Origin of the sequence: Tetragenococcus muriaticus DSM 15685, assembly GCF_000423785.1 — a bacterium.
GTDB classification, from domain to species: Bacteria; Bacillota; Bacilli; order Lactobacillales; family Enterococcaceae; genus Tetragenococcus; species Tetragenococcus muriaticus.
In genome coordinates, this window is record NZ_AUIQ01000018.1 from 1 (window position 1) to 14,562 (window position 14,562).

Annotated in this window: 11 protein-coding genes; 5 read left to right on the forward strand and 6 right to left on the reverse strand. The window is 37.7% G+C overall.

Features of this window, described 5'->3' with window-relative positions:
- The 3 genes from G577_RS0104485 to G577_RS0104490 all read left to right on the forward strand — a co-directional run.
- The coding region (locus G577_RS0104485) for an IS30 family transposase (protein ID WP_028790160.1) at positions 1-570 on the forward strand (570 nt) is incomplete at its 5' end.
- Positions 571-581: 11 nt separating this feature from the next.
- Positions 582-743: a hypothetical protein gene (locus tag G577_RS12325; RefSeq protein ID WP_211219223.1), complete on the forward strand. Its 162-nt coding sequence runs from the start codon at positions 582-584 to the stop codon at positions 741-743.
- Between the two features lie 107 nt (positions 744-850).
- Positions 851-2,083, forward strand: coding sequence for a mechanosensitive ion channel (locus G577_RS0104490; RefSeq protein ID WP_028790161.1), 1,233 nt, complete (start codon positions 851-853; stop codon positions 2,081-2,083).
- A 401-nt stretch (positions 2,084-2,484) separates the two neighbouring features.
- Here G577_RS0104490 and G577_RS0104495 read toward each other — a convergent pair whose 3' ends face one another.
- The 5 genes from G577_RS0104495 to G577_RS0104515 form a co-directional block, all read right to left on the reverse strand.
- Complete coding sequence (locus G577_RS0104495) at positions 2,485-4,047, reverse strand: hydantoinase/oxoprolinase family protein (protein WP_028790162.1); 1,563 nt, start codon at positions 4,045-4,047, stop codon at positions 2,485-2,487.
- Entirely contained in the window at positions 4,044-5,141 is a 1,098-nt protein-coding gene (locus G577_RS0104500; protein ID WP_028790163.1) for an S-methyl thiohydantoin desulfurase family protein, read from the reverse strand. Before G577_RS0104500 ends, G577_RS0104495 begins: the two co-directional genes overlap by 4 nt.
- Before the next feature lie 24 nt (positions 5,142-5,165).
- Positions 5,166-6,434 (reverse strand): cytosine permease, encoded by a 1,269-nt coding sequence (locus G577_RS0104505; RefSeq protein ID WP_028790164.1) that lies wholly within the window; start codon positions 6,432-6,434, stop codon positions 5,166-5,168.
- 129 nt (positions 6,435-6,563) lie between these two features.
- Positions 6,564-8,141 (reverse strand): PucR family transcriptional regulator, encoded by a 1,578-nt coding sequence (locus G577_RS0104510; RefSeq protein WP_028790165.1) that lies wholly within the window; start codon positions 8,139-8,141, stop codon positions 6,564-6,566.
- Positions 8,142-8,571: 430 nt separating this feature from the next.
- On the reverse strand, positions 8,572-9,552 hold the full coding sequence (locus G577_RS0104515) for a tRNA dihydrouridine synthase (protein ID WP_028790166.1): 981 nt from the start codon (positions 9,550-9,552) through the stop codon (positions 8,572-8,574).
- A gap of 191 nt (positions 9,553-9,743) precedes the next feature.
- Here G577_RS0104515 and G577_RS0104520 point away from each other — a divergent pair, with 191 nt between their 5' ends.
- Both G577_RS0104520 and G577_RS0104525 read left to right on the forward strand, forming a co-directional pair.
- Positions 9,744-12,275, forward strand: coding sequence for a DEAD/DEAH box helicase (locus G577_RS0104520; protein ID WP_028790167.1), 2,532 nt, complete (start codon positions 9,744-9,746; stop codon positions 12,273-12,275).
- A 2-nt stretch (positions 12,276-12,277) separates the two neighbouring features.
- Complete coding sequence (locus G577_RS0104525) at positions 12,278-12,991, forward strand: SWIM zinc finger family protein (RefSeq protein ID WP_028790168.1); 714 nt, start codon at positions 12,278-12,280, stop codon at positions 12,989-12,991.
- 766 nt (positions 12,992-13,757) lie between these two features.
- Here G577_RS0104525 and G577_RS0104535 read toward each other — a convergent pair.
- A complete protein-coding gene (locus G577_RS0104535) occupies positions 13,758-14,471 on the reverse strand; it encodes a GntR family transcriptional regulator (RefSeq protein ID WP_028790169.1) in 714 nt (237 codons plus the stop codon).
- Positions 14,472-14,562 lie beyond the last annotated feature (91 nt).

Here is a 14,562-nt window from a genome sequence, read left to right on the forward strand (position 1 = left end):
TCCTCTCTGAAGAAACGCCCAAATAAACGTATTCTCGGGCAATCGATAGACAAACGGCCTAAAGAAATTGATAGCCGTGAAACTTTTGGTCACTGGGAAATCGACACAGTCGTTGGTAATAAGGAGAAGACCGATGCCGTACTACTAACATTAGTTGAACGACAAACCCGCTTTGAAGTTATTATGAAGGTAAACGGTAAAGATCAATATTCAGTGGACGAAGCAATTTATTCTCTTCAAGAACGCGCTGGAGATGACTTTTCTACTATGTTTAAGACGATTACTTCAGATAATGGATCTGAATTTGCAGGTCTACATGAAGCGTTAAAGGATACCCTGGATGTTTATTTTAGCCATCCTTATGCATCATTTGAGCGAGGAACGAGTGAGAATCAGCATAAATTCATTCGTCGCTTCATTCCGAAAGGAAAGTCGATGGGTCAAGTTTTAGAATCACAATGCTTACGTATACAACAATGGATGAACGATTATCCCAGAAAAATATTGGATTATAAAACACCTCATGAGTGTTTCGTCAATGCCTTACGATTAGAAAAGCAAGTGGCTTAACCCGTGAGGGCTTGACAACGAGCCTCCTTCGACATGATTTTAAAGCTGTAGAGCTGGCTGAAGCCAGCTTGTCAAAAGACTATCATGTCTCAGCTCATTATCAAGCCCTCACTACACAGATAGTAACCGTCAAATATCGCATGAAATTTAGTTTTACTAAGTGGCTAACTTAAACTTGAAATTTTGGCGTACAAAAAAATTCAAAAAATTTGAGCATTTACTTTAAGTACGTTATGATTATAATAAGTAACAAATAATATTTTTATAGAGGAGTGGAAATATGAATACTGGTATTACTGCTTTAGATAATTTACTAGCATCATTACCATCCATTGTTGCTGGAATTGTATTACTGATAGTTGCATGGATTGTCGCTACTATCTTAAAAAACATCCTAGCAAAAGGACTTAAAAAAGTCGGGTTTAGCCGTTTACTCACAAAATGGGGAATGGCAAAAACAGAGGAAAATGCCAATTCGGCGATTGATAGCTTAGCAAAAGTTGGCTATTACATTGTTTGGCTAGTTTTCTTACCGGGAATATTTGAAAGTTTTGGTGTTCCTGCGATTGGACGTCCAATCCAAACAATGTTAGATACAGGATTAGCTTATCTACCTAATATCTTTGGAGCTATCATTATTTTAGTTATCGGCACTGTCGTTGCACGTTTTGCAAGAAGTGTGGTTTATAACTTATCCGTAGCTGCTAATATTGATTCTTATGTAGCTAAATTTTTGGGTACCAATACAAAAGACCATGAAGTTGAAGAGAAGAAAGATACATTAGCTTCTGCTTTAGGTGGCATTGTTTATTTCTTGATTATTATTCCAATTGCGTTGATTGCACTAGAAACATTAAACATCAACACAATTGCAGAACCTATTAGCTCTGTTCTAAATACCATCTTAGCTGCTATTCCGCATATTGTGGTAGCTGCAGTATTACTTGGCGTTGGTTTAGTTCTTGCAAAGTTCTCTGGCCAAGTTGTAGGAGACTTATTAAACGGAACTGGAATCAACAAATATTCAAAAACAATTGAAGATAATACGAATATGTCATTTGACTTAGCAAAATTATCTGGCCAAATTGTTTCTTTTGTAGTAGGTTTGTTATTCTTTGTTGAAGCGTTGAACGCTCTACAATTGGATATCCTAAACATGGTAGGATCCGCGATTATTGCTTATATTCCTAACTTGATTATTGCAGCTATTATTCTAGTTGCTGTCTTTGTCGGTGGCGACTTTGTTGGCAATGCTATCAGTAAAGCAACAAAAAGTGGCTTAGCTGGTGCAATCTTTAAATTTGCACTAATCATCTTTGGTATCTTCATGGCATTAGAACAATTAGACTTTGCAACTGCTATTGTGCAACAAGCATTCGTATTGATTCTAGGTGCCGCAGCTGTCGCATTTGCCATTGCATTTGGTATTGGTGGACGTGACTTTGCTAAAAGACAATTAGATAAAGCAGATCACAAAATCGATGAAGAAAAAGATCATTCAGATAACAATTAATTTATCAGTTCAATTAAAAACACAGGTTCCTAAGCAGAAATGCTTTGGAGCCTGTGTTTTATTTTAATTAAAGCAGGAAACAAACTTCGCAACGACTATCTCCTGTTCTTTATTTTTGAATAATGCTTTCCATTTTCTTTATTCATTAATCAAAAATTGAATAAAAGATTCGCAAAGTATTACTCAATTTTGTATTATTGAATAATCGATTTGGATTCTTTTATTCAATATCCGGCGTTTTGTTCAAAATAACTACTTTCTGTGGCACTATTGAATAATAGAACTCCAATTCATTATTCAATTTTAAATTTTTGAATAACGAAGTTGAATTCCTTTATTCATTATTTACCAATTGAATAAAACTTTGGCATTTTCTTATTCAATAGCAAAAATTTAAGAAGCTAATTTTGCATCAAATCCCCCACTACTTTCACGCGTAAACGTGTGGCATTATCAGGATGATAAGCTAATGGAATTTCTTCTACTTCTACTAATTCAATCGTCCCTTCAATCGCTCCCGCTTTCATCGCCTGTTCATCCGCTTTTCCTCGTGCATCTTGTAGAGCTTGTTCGCGTGCAATTTGCGAATAAATATAAATTTGTTCATATTGACCGCCGATTTGTGAGATCGAAGCGCCGATCGCATTAGCAACCGCTCCTTTTTCATCGCGAATAATTTCTTCTACGCCTTTTAATTGGTCTGGCACAATAATATTCCCACCACCGACTAAAATCAACGTTACATCACCTGAGCTAGTCTTCATACGGTCTATCGCTTCTTCTACCATCTGCGCAATCTTTGCTTCAGCTTTTTCGGCAAAATCTTGCGTAATGTGAGCAACTTTTTCTGAATCGCCAATTTCTATTTTTCCTAAACGTACCGCGATATCGGTTGTAGTTAATGTATTTCCACCAAAAGCCAAGGCCTTTTCTGAAATTTTATAACCTACGCTATCAGGTCCCACTGTGACTTCCCCATTTTCTGCTTGGCGAACGATGGAACCTCCGCCAAGGCCAATCGATACAATATCTGGCATACGGAAATTCGTTCGAACACCGCCAACATCGACAGCTACGGAGGATTCACGTGGAAAACCATCGGTAATGACACCAATATCAGAAGTCGTTCCTCCAACGTCTAAGACTACTGCATTTTCTAAACCTGCAAGATAAGAGGCTCCACGGATACTATTGGTCGGCCCACAGGCAATCGTTAGGATAGGAAACTCACGCGCATAATCAATCGACATCAGTGTGCCATCATTTTGACATAAATAAACTTCTGCGTTTTCTACTCCCTCTTGGGCTAATGCTTTTTCAAAGCCGTCACTTGTTGCTTGCATTACTTTAAATAAAGCGGCATTTAAAATAGTGGCATTCTCTCTTTCAATGAGACCCACAGATCCAATGGTAGAAGATAAAGAAATGGAAACATCTTCACCTAAAACTTCACGGGAAATATCATGCACATAAAATTCTTGATCATTTTTTAAAGAAGAAAAGACGCCTACAATAGCGACCGCTTCGACTTTTCCTTGCCAACTTGTTAGAATGTCACGAATTTCTTGTTCATCAAAGGCGGAAAGAGTTTTTCCATCAAATTCGTAACCACCTTTAGCAATAGCATAATTCTCTGTCAAAACATCGACAATATCTTGTGGCCAAGCTGTAAATGGCGTGACCGAAACCGTTGCTGGATATCCTAAACGCAGCACACCTACTTTGGCTAATTTTTTCCGCTCCACAATCGCATTCGTACACTGTGTCGTTCCTAACATCGCATGCGTAACAGCGGTTTGATCAATATTTGCTTCTTGTAAAACACGATGGAGCGCTTGGAAAATGCCGCTTTCAATGTCTTCAGAAGTTGGAGATTTTACACTGTGCACTAAATTTAAATCTTCATCCAAAATTGCAGCGTCTGTATTTGTCCCACCTACGTCTATTCCGATTTTATAATTCATCTATACGCACGCTCCTTTTTTACCAAATCTTCCACTGGAGTATATTCATACTCATAACCAAAGTAGCGTGGACCTACTGTTTCAATACCAATATTGGTTCGCCATTGGGAAGCGCTTGGTAAAGATAAGACACGAACTCTTTTTCCATACTTCAAGCTTTCCGTAGTGACCGGAGCTAAAGTTTCTTGATCAACCAAGCAAATCAAATCTGGGGTTAAAGCTATAGGTTCCCCATTTTTAAGCGCAATAAGATTTTCATTTTGGAAATAAATTTCTACTTGCTCGCCAGTGTCATTTTTTAACCCTTCAATTACCATTTTTCCCCGGTTAAAACCTGCTTCGATGTTTCTTTGTACATCCGTGATTTTTCCATTAAATAGGTCAAAACCACCTGTGATTTCCAATAATTGATTGAATTTTTCCTGAGTTTCTAATTCTTTAGACCGAATAATTCGTCCAATATTTTCAGAAAGAGAAACAACATTATGGATACTAGCCTGTTTGACTTCTTTTCCTGTACAAGGGCAATTACTAATTAAGGCTCTAGCACCCATTTCAACCGTAGCCGTTCGTGCTAAGCGCTCTGCCCACACATTATCAATGGTTTCAATAATGCCAATATTTCCCTTTTCATCAGTTATTGCCATCGGAGTAGAAGAAATACCATTCAAATGAAAAGTTACCATCTGTAACTCAGGAAAAGCTCGTCCCATACCATCACAATCGACTAATGGTAAGTTTAGCTGAGCGGCGACAATAATTGGAATCATCGAATTGACGCCTCCTGCTTCAATTGGAAAAACCCCTTTGATTTCCTTACCTAAGTATTTTTCCAATTTTTGAAAAACGCGTACAAATTCATCACCTTTAGGCATTTTTTCGATCATAATACTAGGTGCCCCCATAGAAGCAGCCGGCGTATAAACCGCCTCTTCATCTACTTCTTCTGGTGAAATGACTCTTACAGGACCATATTCATTCACTGCCGAAAGAGCCATCATTTTGCCAATATACGGATCGCCTCCACCTCCAGTTCCCAATAAAGCGGCGCCTACGGCAATATTTTCAATGGCTTCTGCATCAATTTTATGCATAATATTTCCTCCAATATTTCTAATTTAGTCGTCTATATTCTTATTGACTGCTTTTTTTGCTGTTATCTTATAAGCCCCATAATAAATAATAAATGAGAGAATAACGCCAATGAGTGGCTGATTAATTAATTGCGGCGCATTCGGGAAAAATTCCAAAATAACTGGCAAAGTAGCAACGGTAGCTCCAATGAACCAAGAAATAACACCTAACCAATTAATGCCAGCTACCTCATACCAATTGTCTGGATCTCCTTTTTGGATCAACCAATAAGAAGCAATCATCACGCCTGCAACTGGTGGAATCATTGCAGACAATACATTCATAATAGGAACAAAATAATCCAAAATACCAATAGCCGCGAGGATCGTACCGATGCCACCAGCTGCAGCTACGGCCACCTTTTGTTTTTCTTTAGAAACATTAAACACATTAACAATCGCAATTCCTCCAGAAAAAGCATTCACTGCATTTGTTGTCCAAGTAGCCAAAAGCATGGCAATGACGCCAATTACGGGCATACCAAGCTGGCTAAATACCAAAGTAATATCAGCGGTAGCCGAAGTCACCCCAAAAATCGCTCCTGCTGCAATCATTAAAAGTCCTGCTGGTAAAACGCCGACGATAGAAGCCTTTGCTACACCCGAACGCTTACGCACATACTGCGAATAATCACCAGCAATAATCGCGCCTAAAGCAAAAGAACCAATCGAAACGGAAACACCAGAAAGAAACGGCATATGTGCTTCTGGTTGATAATTCATAACCGCTGCCCAACCGCCATCGGTCACCGAAATGGCCACAGCATAAACTACGACAGCTAATAAAAAAGGTACTGCGATATAATTCAACCAGCTAAGAATCTTAACGCCAAAAATCGCAGATAATAACATCACCGTGCCCCAACACAAACTAGAAAGCCATACAGGAAAGGCAACATCATAAAACGCTAAAAATTGAGAAAATGCTTCCCCGGCGACATTGGCTTGTAAACCAAACCACCCTAGACAAGAAATAGCTAAAATAATAGCGATAACTTTCTGCGCTCCTTGCTCACCAAAAACTTGAGAAGCCACTTGAACCGTTGGGCGCTTTAAATCTGAACTTTGTATCCCCTGTAAAATCATACCAAGCACAATAACAGCGTGGCCTACTAATGAGGCTAATATTGCTTGCCAAAAAGGCATTCCGGCAACAAGCGTCCCGCCTAACAATAACCCCGGCACGCTAATTTTAGAACCCACCCAAATAAAGGCCAAACTTTGCCAAGATTGCTCAACTTTTTTATCTTTCATGAAAATCCCTCATTTCGTTTGCAAGTTTTCTGAGAATAATCGCTATTATACGGAAATAAAGAAGCTTTGTATTTAGTTTAATTTTCAAATAAAAAAGAGGTGCTTTGTCAATTTTGACAAAACACCTCTTTATTCTGTACGTTTTCCTGTATTTTTTAATAAGCGCCAAATAGCTATCGCCCGGTAATAAATCAAACTTTCAGGGAGTTTGGTCACCGAATAATGAACAATCTCGTTAATACGTTTGATCCGATATTTGATCGTATTCATGTGCACGAATAACAATTCGCCAGCTTTAGCATAATGACTTTGTGCATCTAATAAAAAGACGGCCAGTGTTTCGAGTAATTCTTCTTGTTGCATTAACGGCTGTAATGGTACAAGTGCTTGACGAATAGCTTTTTCTCCTTCAGAAACAACTCGCTCACACTCAGCGACAAACTGAAAATGCAGTTGCGTAAATATTTGTTGCTGGGGATATAAAAATTGGGCTTGTTCAAAGTACTTTTCCATTTTGATATAAGCCGCTTGCACATCCGTGGTTGTATTCATTCCCAAATACTGTACAATCGTTGTCTCGAGCTGTTCTTCTTGCAAATGCTCAAAAACTTGTGAAGCAATCGTAGTGAAATCTTCTTCTGTCTTCCCCTCATCCATAAATACAACCACTGTCTCTTCAAACAATTCAACAAGCAAAACGTTAAAGCGTAATTTCATTTCTTCTTTTAAATGATACATGACAAATTTCCGCTCAGCAGGGTCTTTCACATGGACAAACCAAACATTCGAAATACTTCCCACATCGATATGCAAAATAGCACCTAATCGACGCATTTTGACACTTTCATCATTTAAAATTGCTTTTACAAGTTCTTGTGTATTTACAGCTTCATAGTTTTGTCCCCATAAATTCATAAAAATTTGCACCACTTCAGCAGCTTGCTCCACCATATTTTCCGTTAAAGGCTGTGTCTCCTTAAACATATAAATTTGAATAGTTTCCATACCGTTATGAAAGATGGAACGTTTTACAACAGAAACAGAATCAATCGTTTGAATACTAGCATCAGTAGTTTGCTCGACCATATAAGACAAATCTAACGTACTAATGCTAGGCCAGGTGCCTGCGTTGATCATTTGGCCTCTAATATCTGTTAATACAATCGAACTATGCGTACGATCAGTTAACATTTTAAGCATCGTATCTACATTTCGTTGATTGCTTGGAAGGTTGGAAATTTGTTCGAGTATTTGGTTTGAAAAACTCATTTCTTCCATCTCTTGTTTAATAATCGCCTCAACCACTTCGTAAATAACCTCGCTATAACGTAGAGAAGGTTCACCTCTTGGCATAACAACCAGTGGAAAGTCCAATTGATCACAAATATCAATCAAGCGCTGATCCACTTCTGGAATAAAGACGCCTACATAATAAAGAATTAATCCAATTTCTCCTTCATGCTGTAAATGCTGGATCAACTTTACTTGTGCATTAACATCATGAGCAATGGTCATTAAACCACTGATGACAATTTCGCTGCCATACTTATCTTCTTGATTAAATAACTCTTTTCGCAGTTTATCAACATTGGACTGTTCCAGCACATTAATTGAAGTAACAGGTTGGTCCAAGCCAGCTTTTCCTGCCACCACTTCAGCTTCTCTTAAAGAAGGTAAAGTTAAGAGGTTTTTGAATTCCACGCTCATCCATGTCCCCTCCCTTTTCGCTTGCTTTATCCGTTATTGTAGCATTAGCGTAAGATAAAGTCATGAACAACTTTCTTTATTCATTGATATTGAGTAAAGGATTCGCAAAACATTATTCAATTTCAGATTTTTGAATAACCGATTGAGTTTCCTTTATTCATTATTCTATTATTGAATAATCGATTTGAATTCCTTTATTCAATATCCGGCGTTTTGTTCAAAATGACAACTTTCTGCGGCACTATTGAATAATAGATCTCCAATTCATTATTCAATTTTAAATTTTTGAATAACGAAGTTGAATTCCTTTACTCATTATTTTCCAATTGAATAAAACTTTGCCATTTCTTTATCCAATAATAGATGAGCAGAAACGCCATAGGGTCCAAATCAAAAAAGACACCTCCATATGGAAGTGTCTTCTTATTCATTATTTAACTGAGAGGCTAGTTTGATTTTCAAAAAAGTTATCTAAAGTTTCGCGTATTTCATCCGTTGTTTCTGTTTGCATCAGTTCAGCTCGCAAATCGCTAGCTCCTGGAAAACCTTTGATATAAATTTTAAAGAAACGACGTAAGCCAGCAACGGGACGAGGAACAGACTCACTATAATGATCTTGTAAATCAAGTTGTAAACGCAGCAAATCAATGTATTCTTGTACGCCATGTTCTTTAGCTTGCGTTTCAAAGGCAAAAGGATTATTAAAAACGCCACGCCCTATCATAACTCCGTCCACGCCGTATTTTTCCACGAGTTCCAATCCCGTTTGACGATCAGGAATATCCCCATTAATCGTAATCAAAGTTTGCGGCGCAATCCGGTCACGAATAGCCACAATCTGTGGAATCATATCCCAGTGGGCATCTGGTTTACTCATTTCTTTACGCGTCCGTAGATGAATCGATAGATTGACAATATCTTGTTTTAATAAATGAGTAATCCATTCTTCCATCTCTACCATTTGTTCGTAACCGATCCGCGTTTTCACACTAACTGGTAAACCACCCGCTTTAGCTGCATCAATCAATTCCGTAGCAACTTCTGGTCGTAAAATTAGACCACTACCTTTCCCACGTTTTACCACATTACGAACAGGACAGCCCATATTAATATCAACACCACTAAATCCCATCTCCGCTAAACCAAGGCTCATCTCACGGAAATATTCAGGTTTATCACCCCAAATATGTGCCACGATGGGCTTTTCATCTTCTGTGAAAGTCAGACGACCTTGTACGCTCTGTCTGCCATCAGGGTGACAATAACTATCCGAATTAGTAAACTCAGTAAAATAAACATCCGGCGCACCAGCTTCTTTTATCACATGACGAAAAGCGACATCTGTCACGTCTTCCATTGGCGCTAAAATAAAAAAGGGCTTCGGTAACTCTGCCCAAAAATTCTTAGTCATTATATATACTCTCCTACTTTATGTATTCCATCTCTATTCAAAACAAAGTTATTATACTAGGAAAGATGAATTGGTGCAAAAAGTTCGTTTGCCCTCTTTTAGCATTTTTAATTTACCCAGAAAATTTATTCTTAGCGATAAAGTGTGATAAAATAATCATATAATAATTCAAATAAAAAGAGGTATGAGTTGTGGCACAAGTAATTTTTACAAAAAATGGTTTCTCTATCGAAGAACCTACAACGCCATTTGAATATCGTTTAAAAAATGAACCTTTTCGTACACTTTACGAACAAGGATTTGCAGAGAAAATAAGTAAAACTGACCCTTCCATTGACTACTTATTACAGGTGGCACAAAGTTTTATCCATCAATTAAAAAACGACGGAGAAATCGAAATTACACGTGAGTTCCGTTTCCCATCGGTCCATTTTTACCAAACATTAGCAAACGAGGTTCCTTTTGTCATCGGCTATGAATTTGTTACCGTTTCTTGGCTACAGGCTATTCATCAAAAACTGGCAAATATTTTTGCTGAGGAAATGACAAATTTCCAAGGAAGTGTAGCAGACTACGTTCAGTCAAAAAACCAAAACTTAACAACCGCCGGAAGAGTCTATTTCCACTTGATTGAGCGTAAGCAAGGGCCCACGCCTTTTGCTTTTTTAGCTACTTATGCCACGCGCCAAAATGGAAAGGTGAATCATAGACCGTTAAAAAATGCACTTTCAGAATTCGAAAATTCAACTGAAATTTTCTCACTACTTTCGGCAGTTGGTCAAGTCGCTAATAAATCTACTTTTATCTCCCAGTTAGTTGAATCCGGGGAGTTATTTTCACCTCTAGGGTTTAACGAACAGGAAGCTTATCAATTTTTAAAAGAAACGTCGGTTTATGAAAAAAGCGGAGTGATCTGTAGAATTCCTGATTTTTGGAGAAAAGAATACAAAGCTACAGTCAAAGTCACCCTTGGCGATCAACAGCCAAGTTATCTCGGCATGGATTCCCTTCTCTCAAGTCAACCAGAACTCTACCTAGGTCAAGATCGCTATTCAAAAGCCGAGATCGAATCACTTTTACAACAAGATGAAGGACTTGCTTTTTTAAAAGGAAAATGGGTCGAAATTAATCATGAAAAATTACAAAATCTGCTCAACACTTTTGAAGAACAAGAAAATACACAATGGACACTATTCGAAGCCTTACGAAACCAACAAATAAATACAGATTCTGAAGATAACCAACCCATCGAAATAAGTAACGGACAATGGTTAAATCAGGTGTTTACCCAAATGACAACACCAAGAAAAATTAACCAGACTGAGCCCGCAGCCACATTTCAAGCTAAACTACGACCTTACCAACGTGTCGGCTACAATTGGTTAAAGTTTATGCAAAAACAATCTTTTGGAGCTTTACTCGCTGATGATATGGGCTTAGGAAAAACTGTACAAATTTTAGCTTTATTAGACGCACTAAAACAACAAGGCGTCCGTACGCTTTTGGTCATTCCAGCTTCTCTCATCGAAAATTGGAGAAAAGAAGCAGCTAGATTTGCGCCTAATTTAAACGTGCAAATCTTACACGGAAAACAAACTGATATGCAGGATGCCACAGCTGATCTGTTCATTACGACTTATGGTATGGTAAATAAAATCACAGCTCTTTATGAAAAGACATTTGACTTACTCATTTTGGATGAAGCTCAAGCCATTAAAAATCCAGGAACAAAACAAACTAAAAATGTCAAGGCTTTGCGTGCACGCGCTAAAATCGCCATGACAGGCACGCCCATTGAAAATCGTTTATCGGATTTGTGGAGTGTCTTTGACTTTTTAAATCAAGGTCTGTTAGGCACGAAAAAAGAATTTAGCTCCCAAATTAAAAAAGGGATCGATTACGGAGCTTTAAGAAAAATGATTTCACCCTTTATTTTGCGACGTTTGAAAACCGATCAACAAATTATTTCCGATTTACCAGCAAAAAGTGAACAAAAAGAATACATTGGGCTTTCAAAAAAACAAGTGGCTTTATATAAAGGTGTACAGCGCGAGATTGAAAAATCATTGGAAGACTCCGAAGGGATTCAACGAAAAGGACTGGTCCTAGCTGCCATTTCCAAGTTTAAACAAATTTGTAACCATCCTGACCAATATCTGGGCAATCAAGAGTTTCGACCGAACCTCAGTGGAAAATTTGAAAACTTACGTGCCTTATGCGAAACGATCCGGGATAAACATGAACAGGTACTAATTTTTACGCAGTTTAAAGAAATGTGTGAACCTTTAAATGAATTTCTAGCCGAAGTTTTTGGCAAACCAGGCCTTGTCTTACACGGGAGCATGCCAGCAAAAAAAAGAGCACAGTATGTCCAGGAGTTTAACTCGACGGAATCCTACACGCCTTATATGGTATTATCGATCAAAGCTGGCGGTGTAGGACTTAACTTAACCGCCGCCAATCATGTGATTCACTTTGATCGTTGGTGGAACCCAGCAGTTGAAGATCAGGCAACTGACCGAGCTTTCCGTATTGGCCAAGAAAAAAATGTTTTTGTTTATAAATTTGTCACAACAGGAACCATCGAAGAAAAGATTGATGAAATGTTAACCGAAAAAACACAACTTTCTAATGATCTTATTTCTGAAACAAGCGGTGAAAATTGGCTAACGGAAATGAGTAACCAAGAATTGAAACAACTGTTTACTTTGGAGGCGAACTGATCATGTCTAGCTACGATTTTTATGAATATGAAAGTATCGCAGAAAAAAGGGATAGAGCGGCAATAAAAAGAAGAAGCTATCAAAAAAAGCATCCAAATGCTGTTCCTATCACTATAAATGGTAATAAAATCGCTAAGTCTTTTTGGGGAAAAGCGTGGTGTAATCATTTAAAATACTATGCAGACCATGATAACCGCGTTTCTAGGGGACGTTCTTATATCAAAAATGGTTTTGTTTTTGATTTAGCTATTAAAGAAGGACTGGTCACTGGAACCGTGAGTGGTAGTGGCAATAATCTTTATCAAGTCATCATTACTATAGACCCTATTGCTGATCAGCGCTTGGAAGAGCAAATCAACGGCCATGTTGAAAGCTTAGAAGATTTGACCTACGGAAAATTCCCTAAAGCATTAGAAGACGTTTTTCTAACAAGTGAGAATGGTCTCTTTCCAAAGATGAATGAAATTCAATTTAGCTGTAGTTGCCCCGACAGTACTTATATGTGTAAACATATCTCTGCGATACTATATGCGGTAGGCGCCAAACTAGACTCAGAACCCTTGCTCTTATTTGAACTACGTGGTGTAGATACTTCTGCTTTAGTGAAAAGATCAGTAGAGGAAAAGATGTCTTCTCTCTTAGAAAACGCTTCTTCTGCAAAATCTGACCGTATTATTGAAGATGACTCAGTTATCGATCTTTTTGATTTAGAATAGAATATTTTTATTTTAGCTAAGGGAGAAATTCTCATGATCAAGAATTAGGCTGGGAAAAGTAGAAGAAAACGAACTATCATGGAAACTCTCCCATGATAATAAATGAATTTATTCGTCAGTTAGCTATAAAACTCATTTATCCATTTGGCATGGAAAGGTTACAACAAAAAATCGAAGAAAGAAATTGTCTCCCTCTTCGATTTCTGCGTATTTTAATTACTAATTAAAGCTTTCTGCAACACAATCACCACACAGCAATATACCCGTCGGTACGTCCTTCTGTCGCGGCGACATAGACACCGTCGTCTTGCTGTAAGATGATTTGTCCACGTCCGATCATAATTGTTTCATTGAGCAATTGGATATTATGTCCTCGTCGTTTTAACGCTTCGGCAACATGGAATGGAAAAGAAGGTTCGAGTTGTACGGATTTTCCATGTTAAATGGCAGTTCGACGGATAAAATGTCGGCCTCCAATCTATGAATTATTGGGGGGCATCTCCTTCGATGTCCCCCAATCTGCAAACTATTGGTGGTATCTCCTTTGACGTCCCTCCAATCCGCTAATTATTGGTGGCAATTTCTCTGATGTCCCTCCAATCCATAATTTATTGGTGGCAATTTCTCTGATGTCACCCCAATCCGCAAATTATTGGTGGCACATCGAAAATAAAACGAACCATTTCTAAGGAAATTTGAAGTTCGGTTCAAATTTTTACCAATATCTTATTTTTTTGAAGTAAAGTTCAAAAAAACTTTAATTCATTCAAAACTCCATATTGCTTGCCCCTTGTATGAAAAATTGCGCTTCCTCATAATGATAAAGAATTTTCGAATAATCAAAAGGTCGCCCATTTTCCAAATAATAGATAGACTCTAAAAAAGCTGTAGGATCTCCAGTTTTCAAGTTTAATAATTCAGCGTTTTCTTTGTTTAACTTCCCTACCCGAAAAAAATGATCCGTAAAACCTGGCCTAAGTTTTAAATCCTCTATAAGGTAACGAAAGATAGAATCCTCCACGATTTCTTGATTTAAATAAGGAACAATATCTTTTACATAAAAAGATTTCTCAATAGCAAATTTCCTTCCTTCAATCGAACGTAAGCGTTTCACATAATAGACATCTTCGTCTTCTGAAATATCCAAATTAGCCATCACTTCTGTTGTGGGTTTGATCACTCTTAAATCTAGCATCTCTGAGCCTAAATGAAATCCTTGCAACGTACTTTTAAAACCATTGGCTTCTAAAATGTTGATATAACCATGTCGACGGTGTTTTCGTACAAAATTGCCACTACCTCTTACCTGATAAATATATCCTTGTCTTTCTAGTAACGTTAACACTTGAATGATAGTATTTTTTCCTACATCAAAATATTTCATGAGTTCTTCAATACTTGCTAATTTGTCTCCTTGTTTCATATCATTCGAATTAATTTTTCGAATCATCTTTCGAGCAATCTCTTTATACTTCGGCATCTCAGAGTTCCTTTCCGATATTTTTTTATATTGTATCACAAGATTCAAAAGCTTTCTATATTATATGGGCTTTGACAAATTATACCCATAC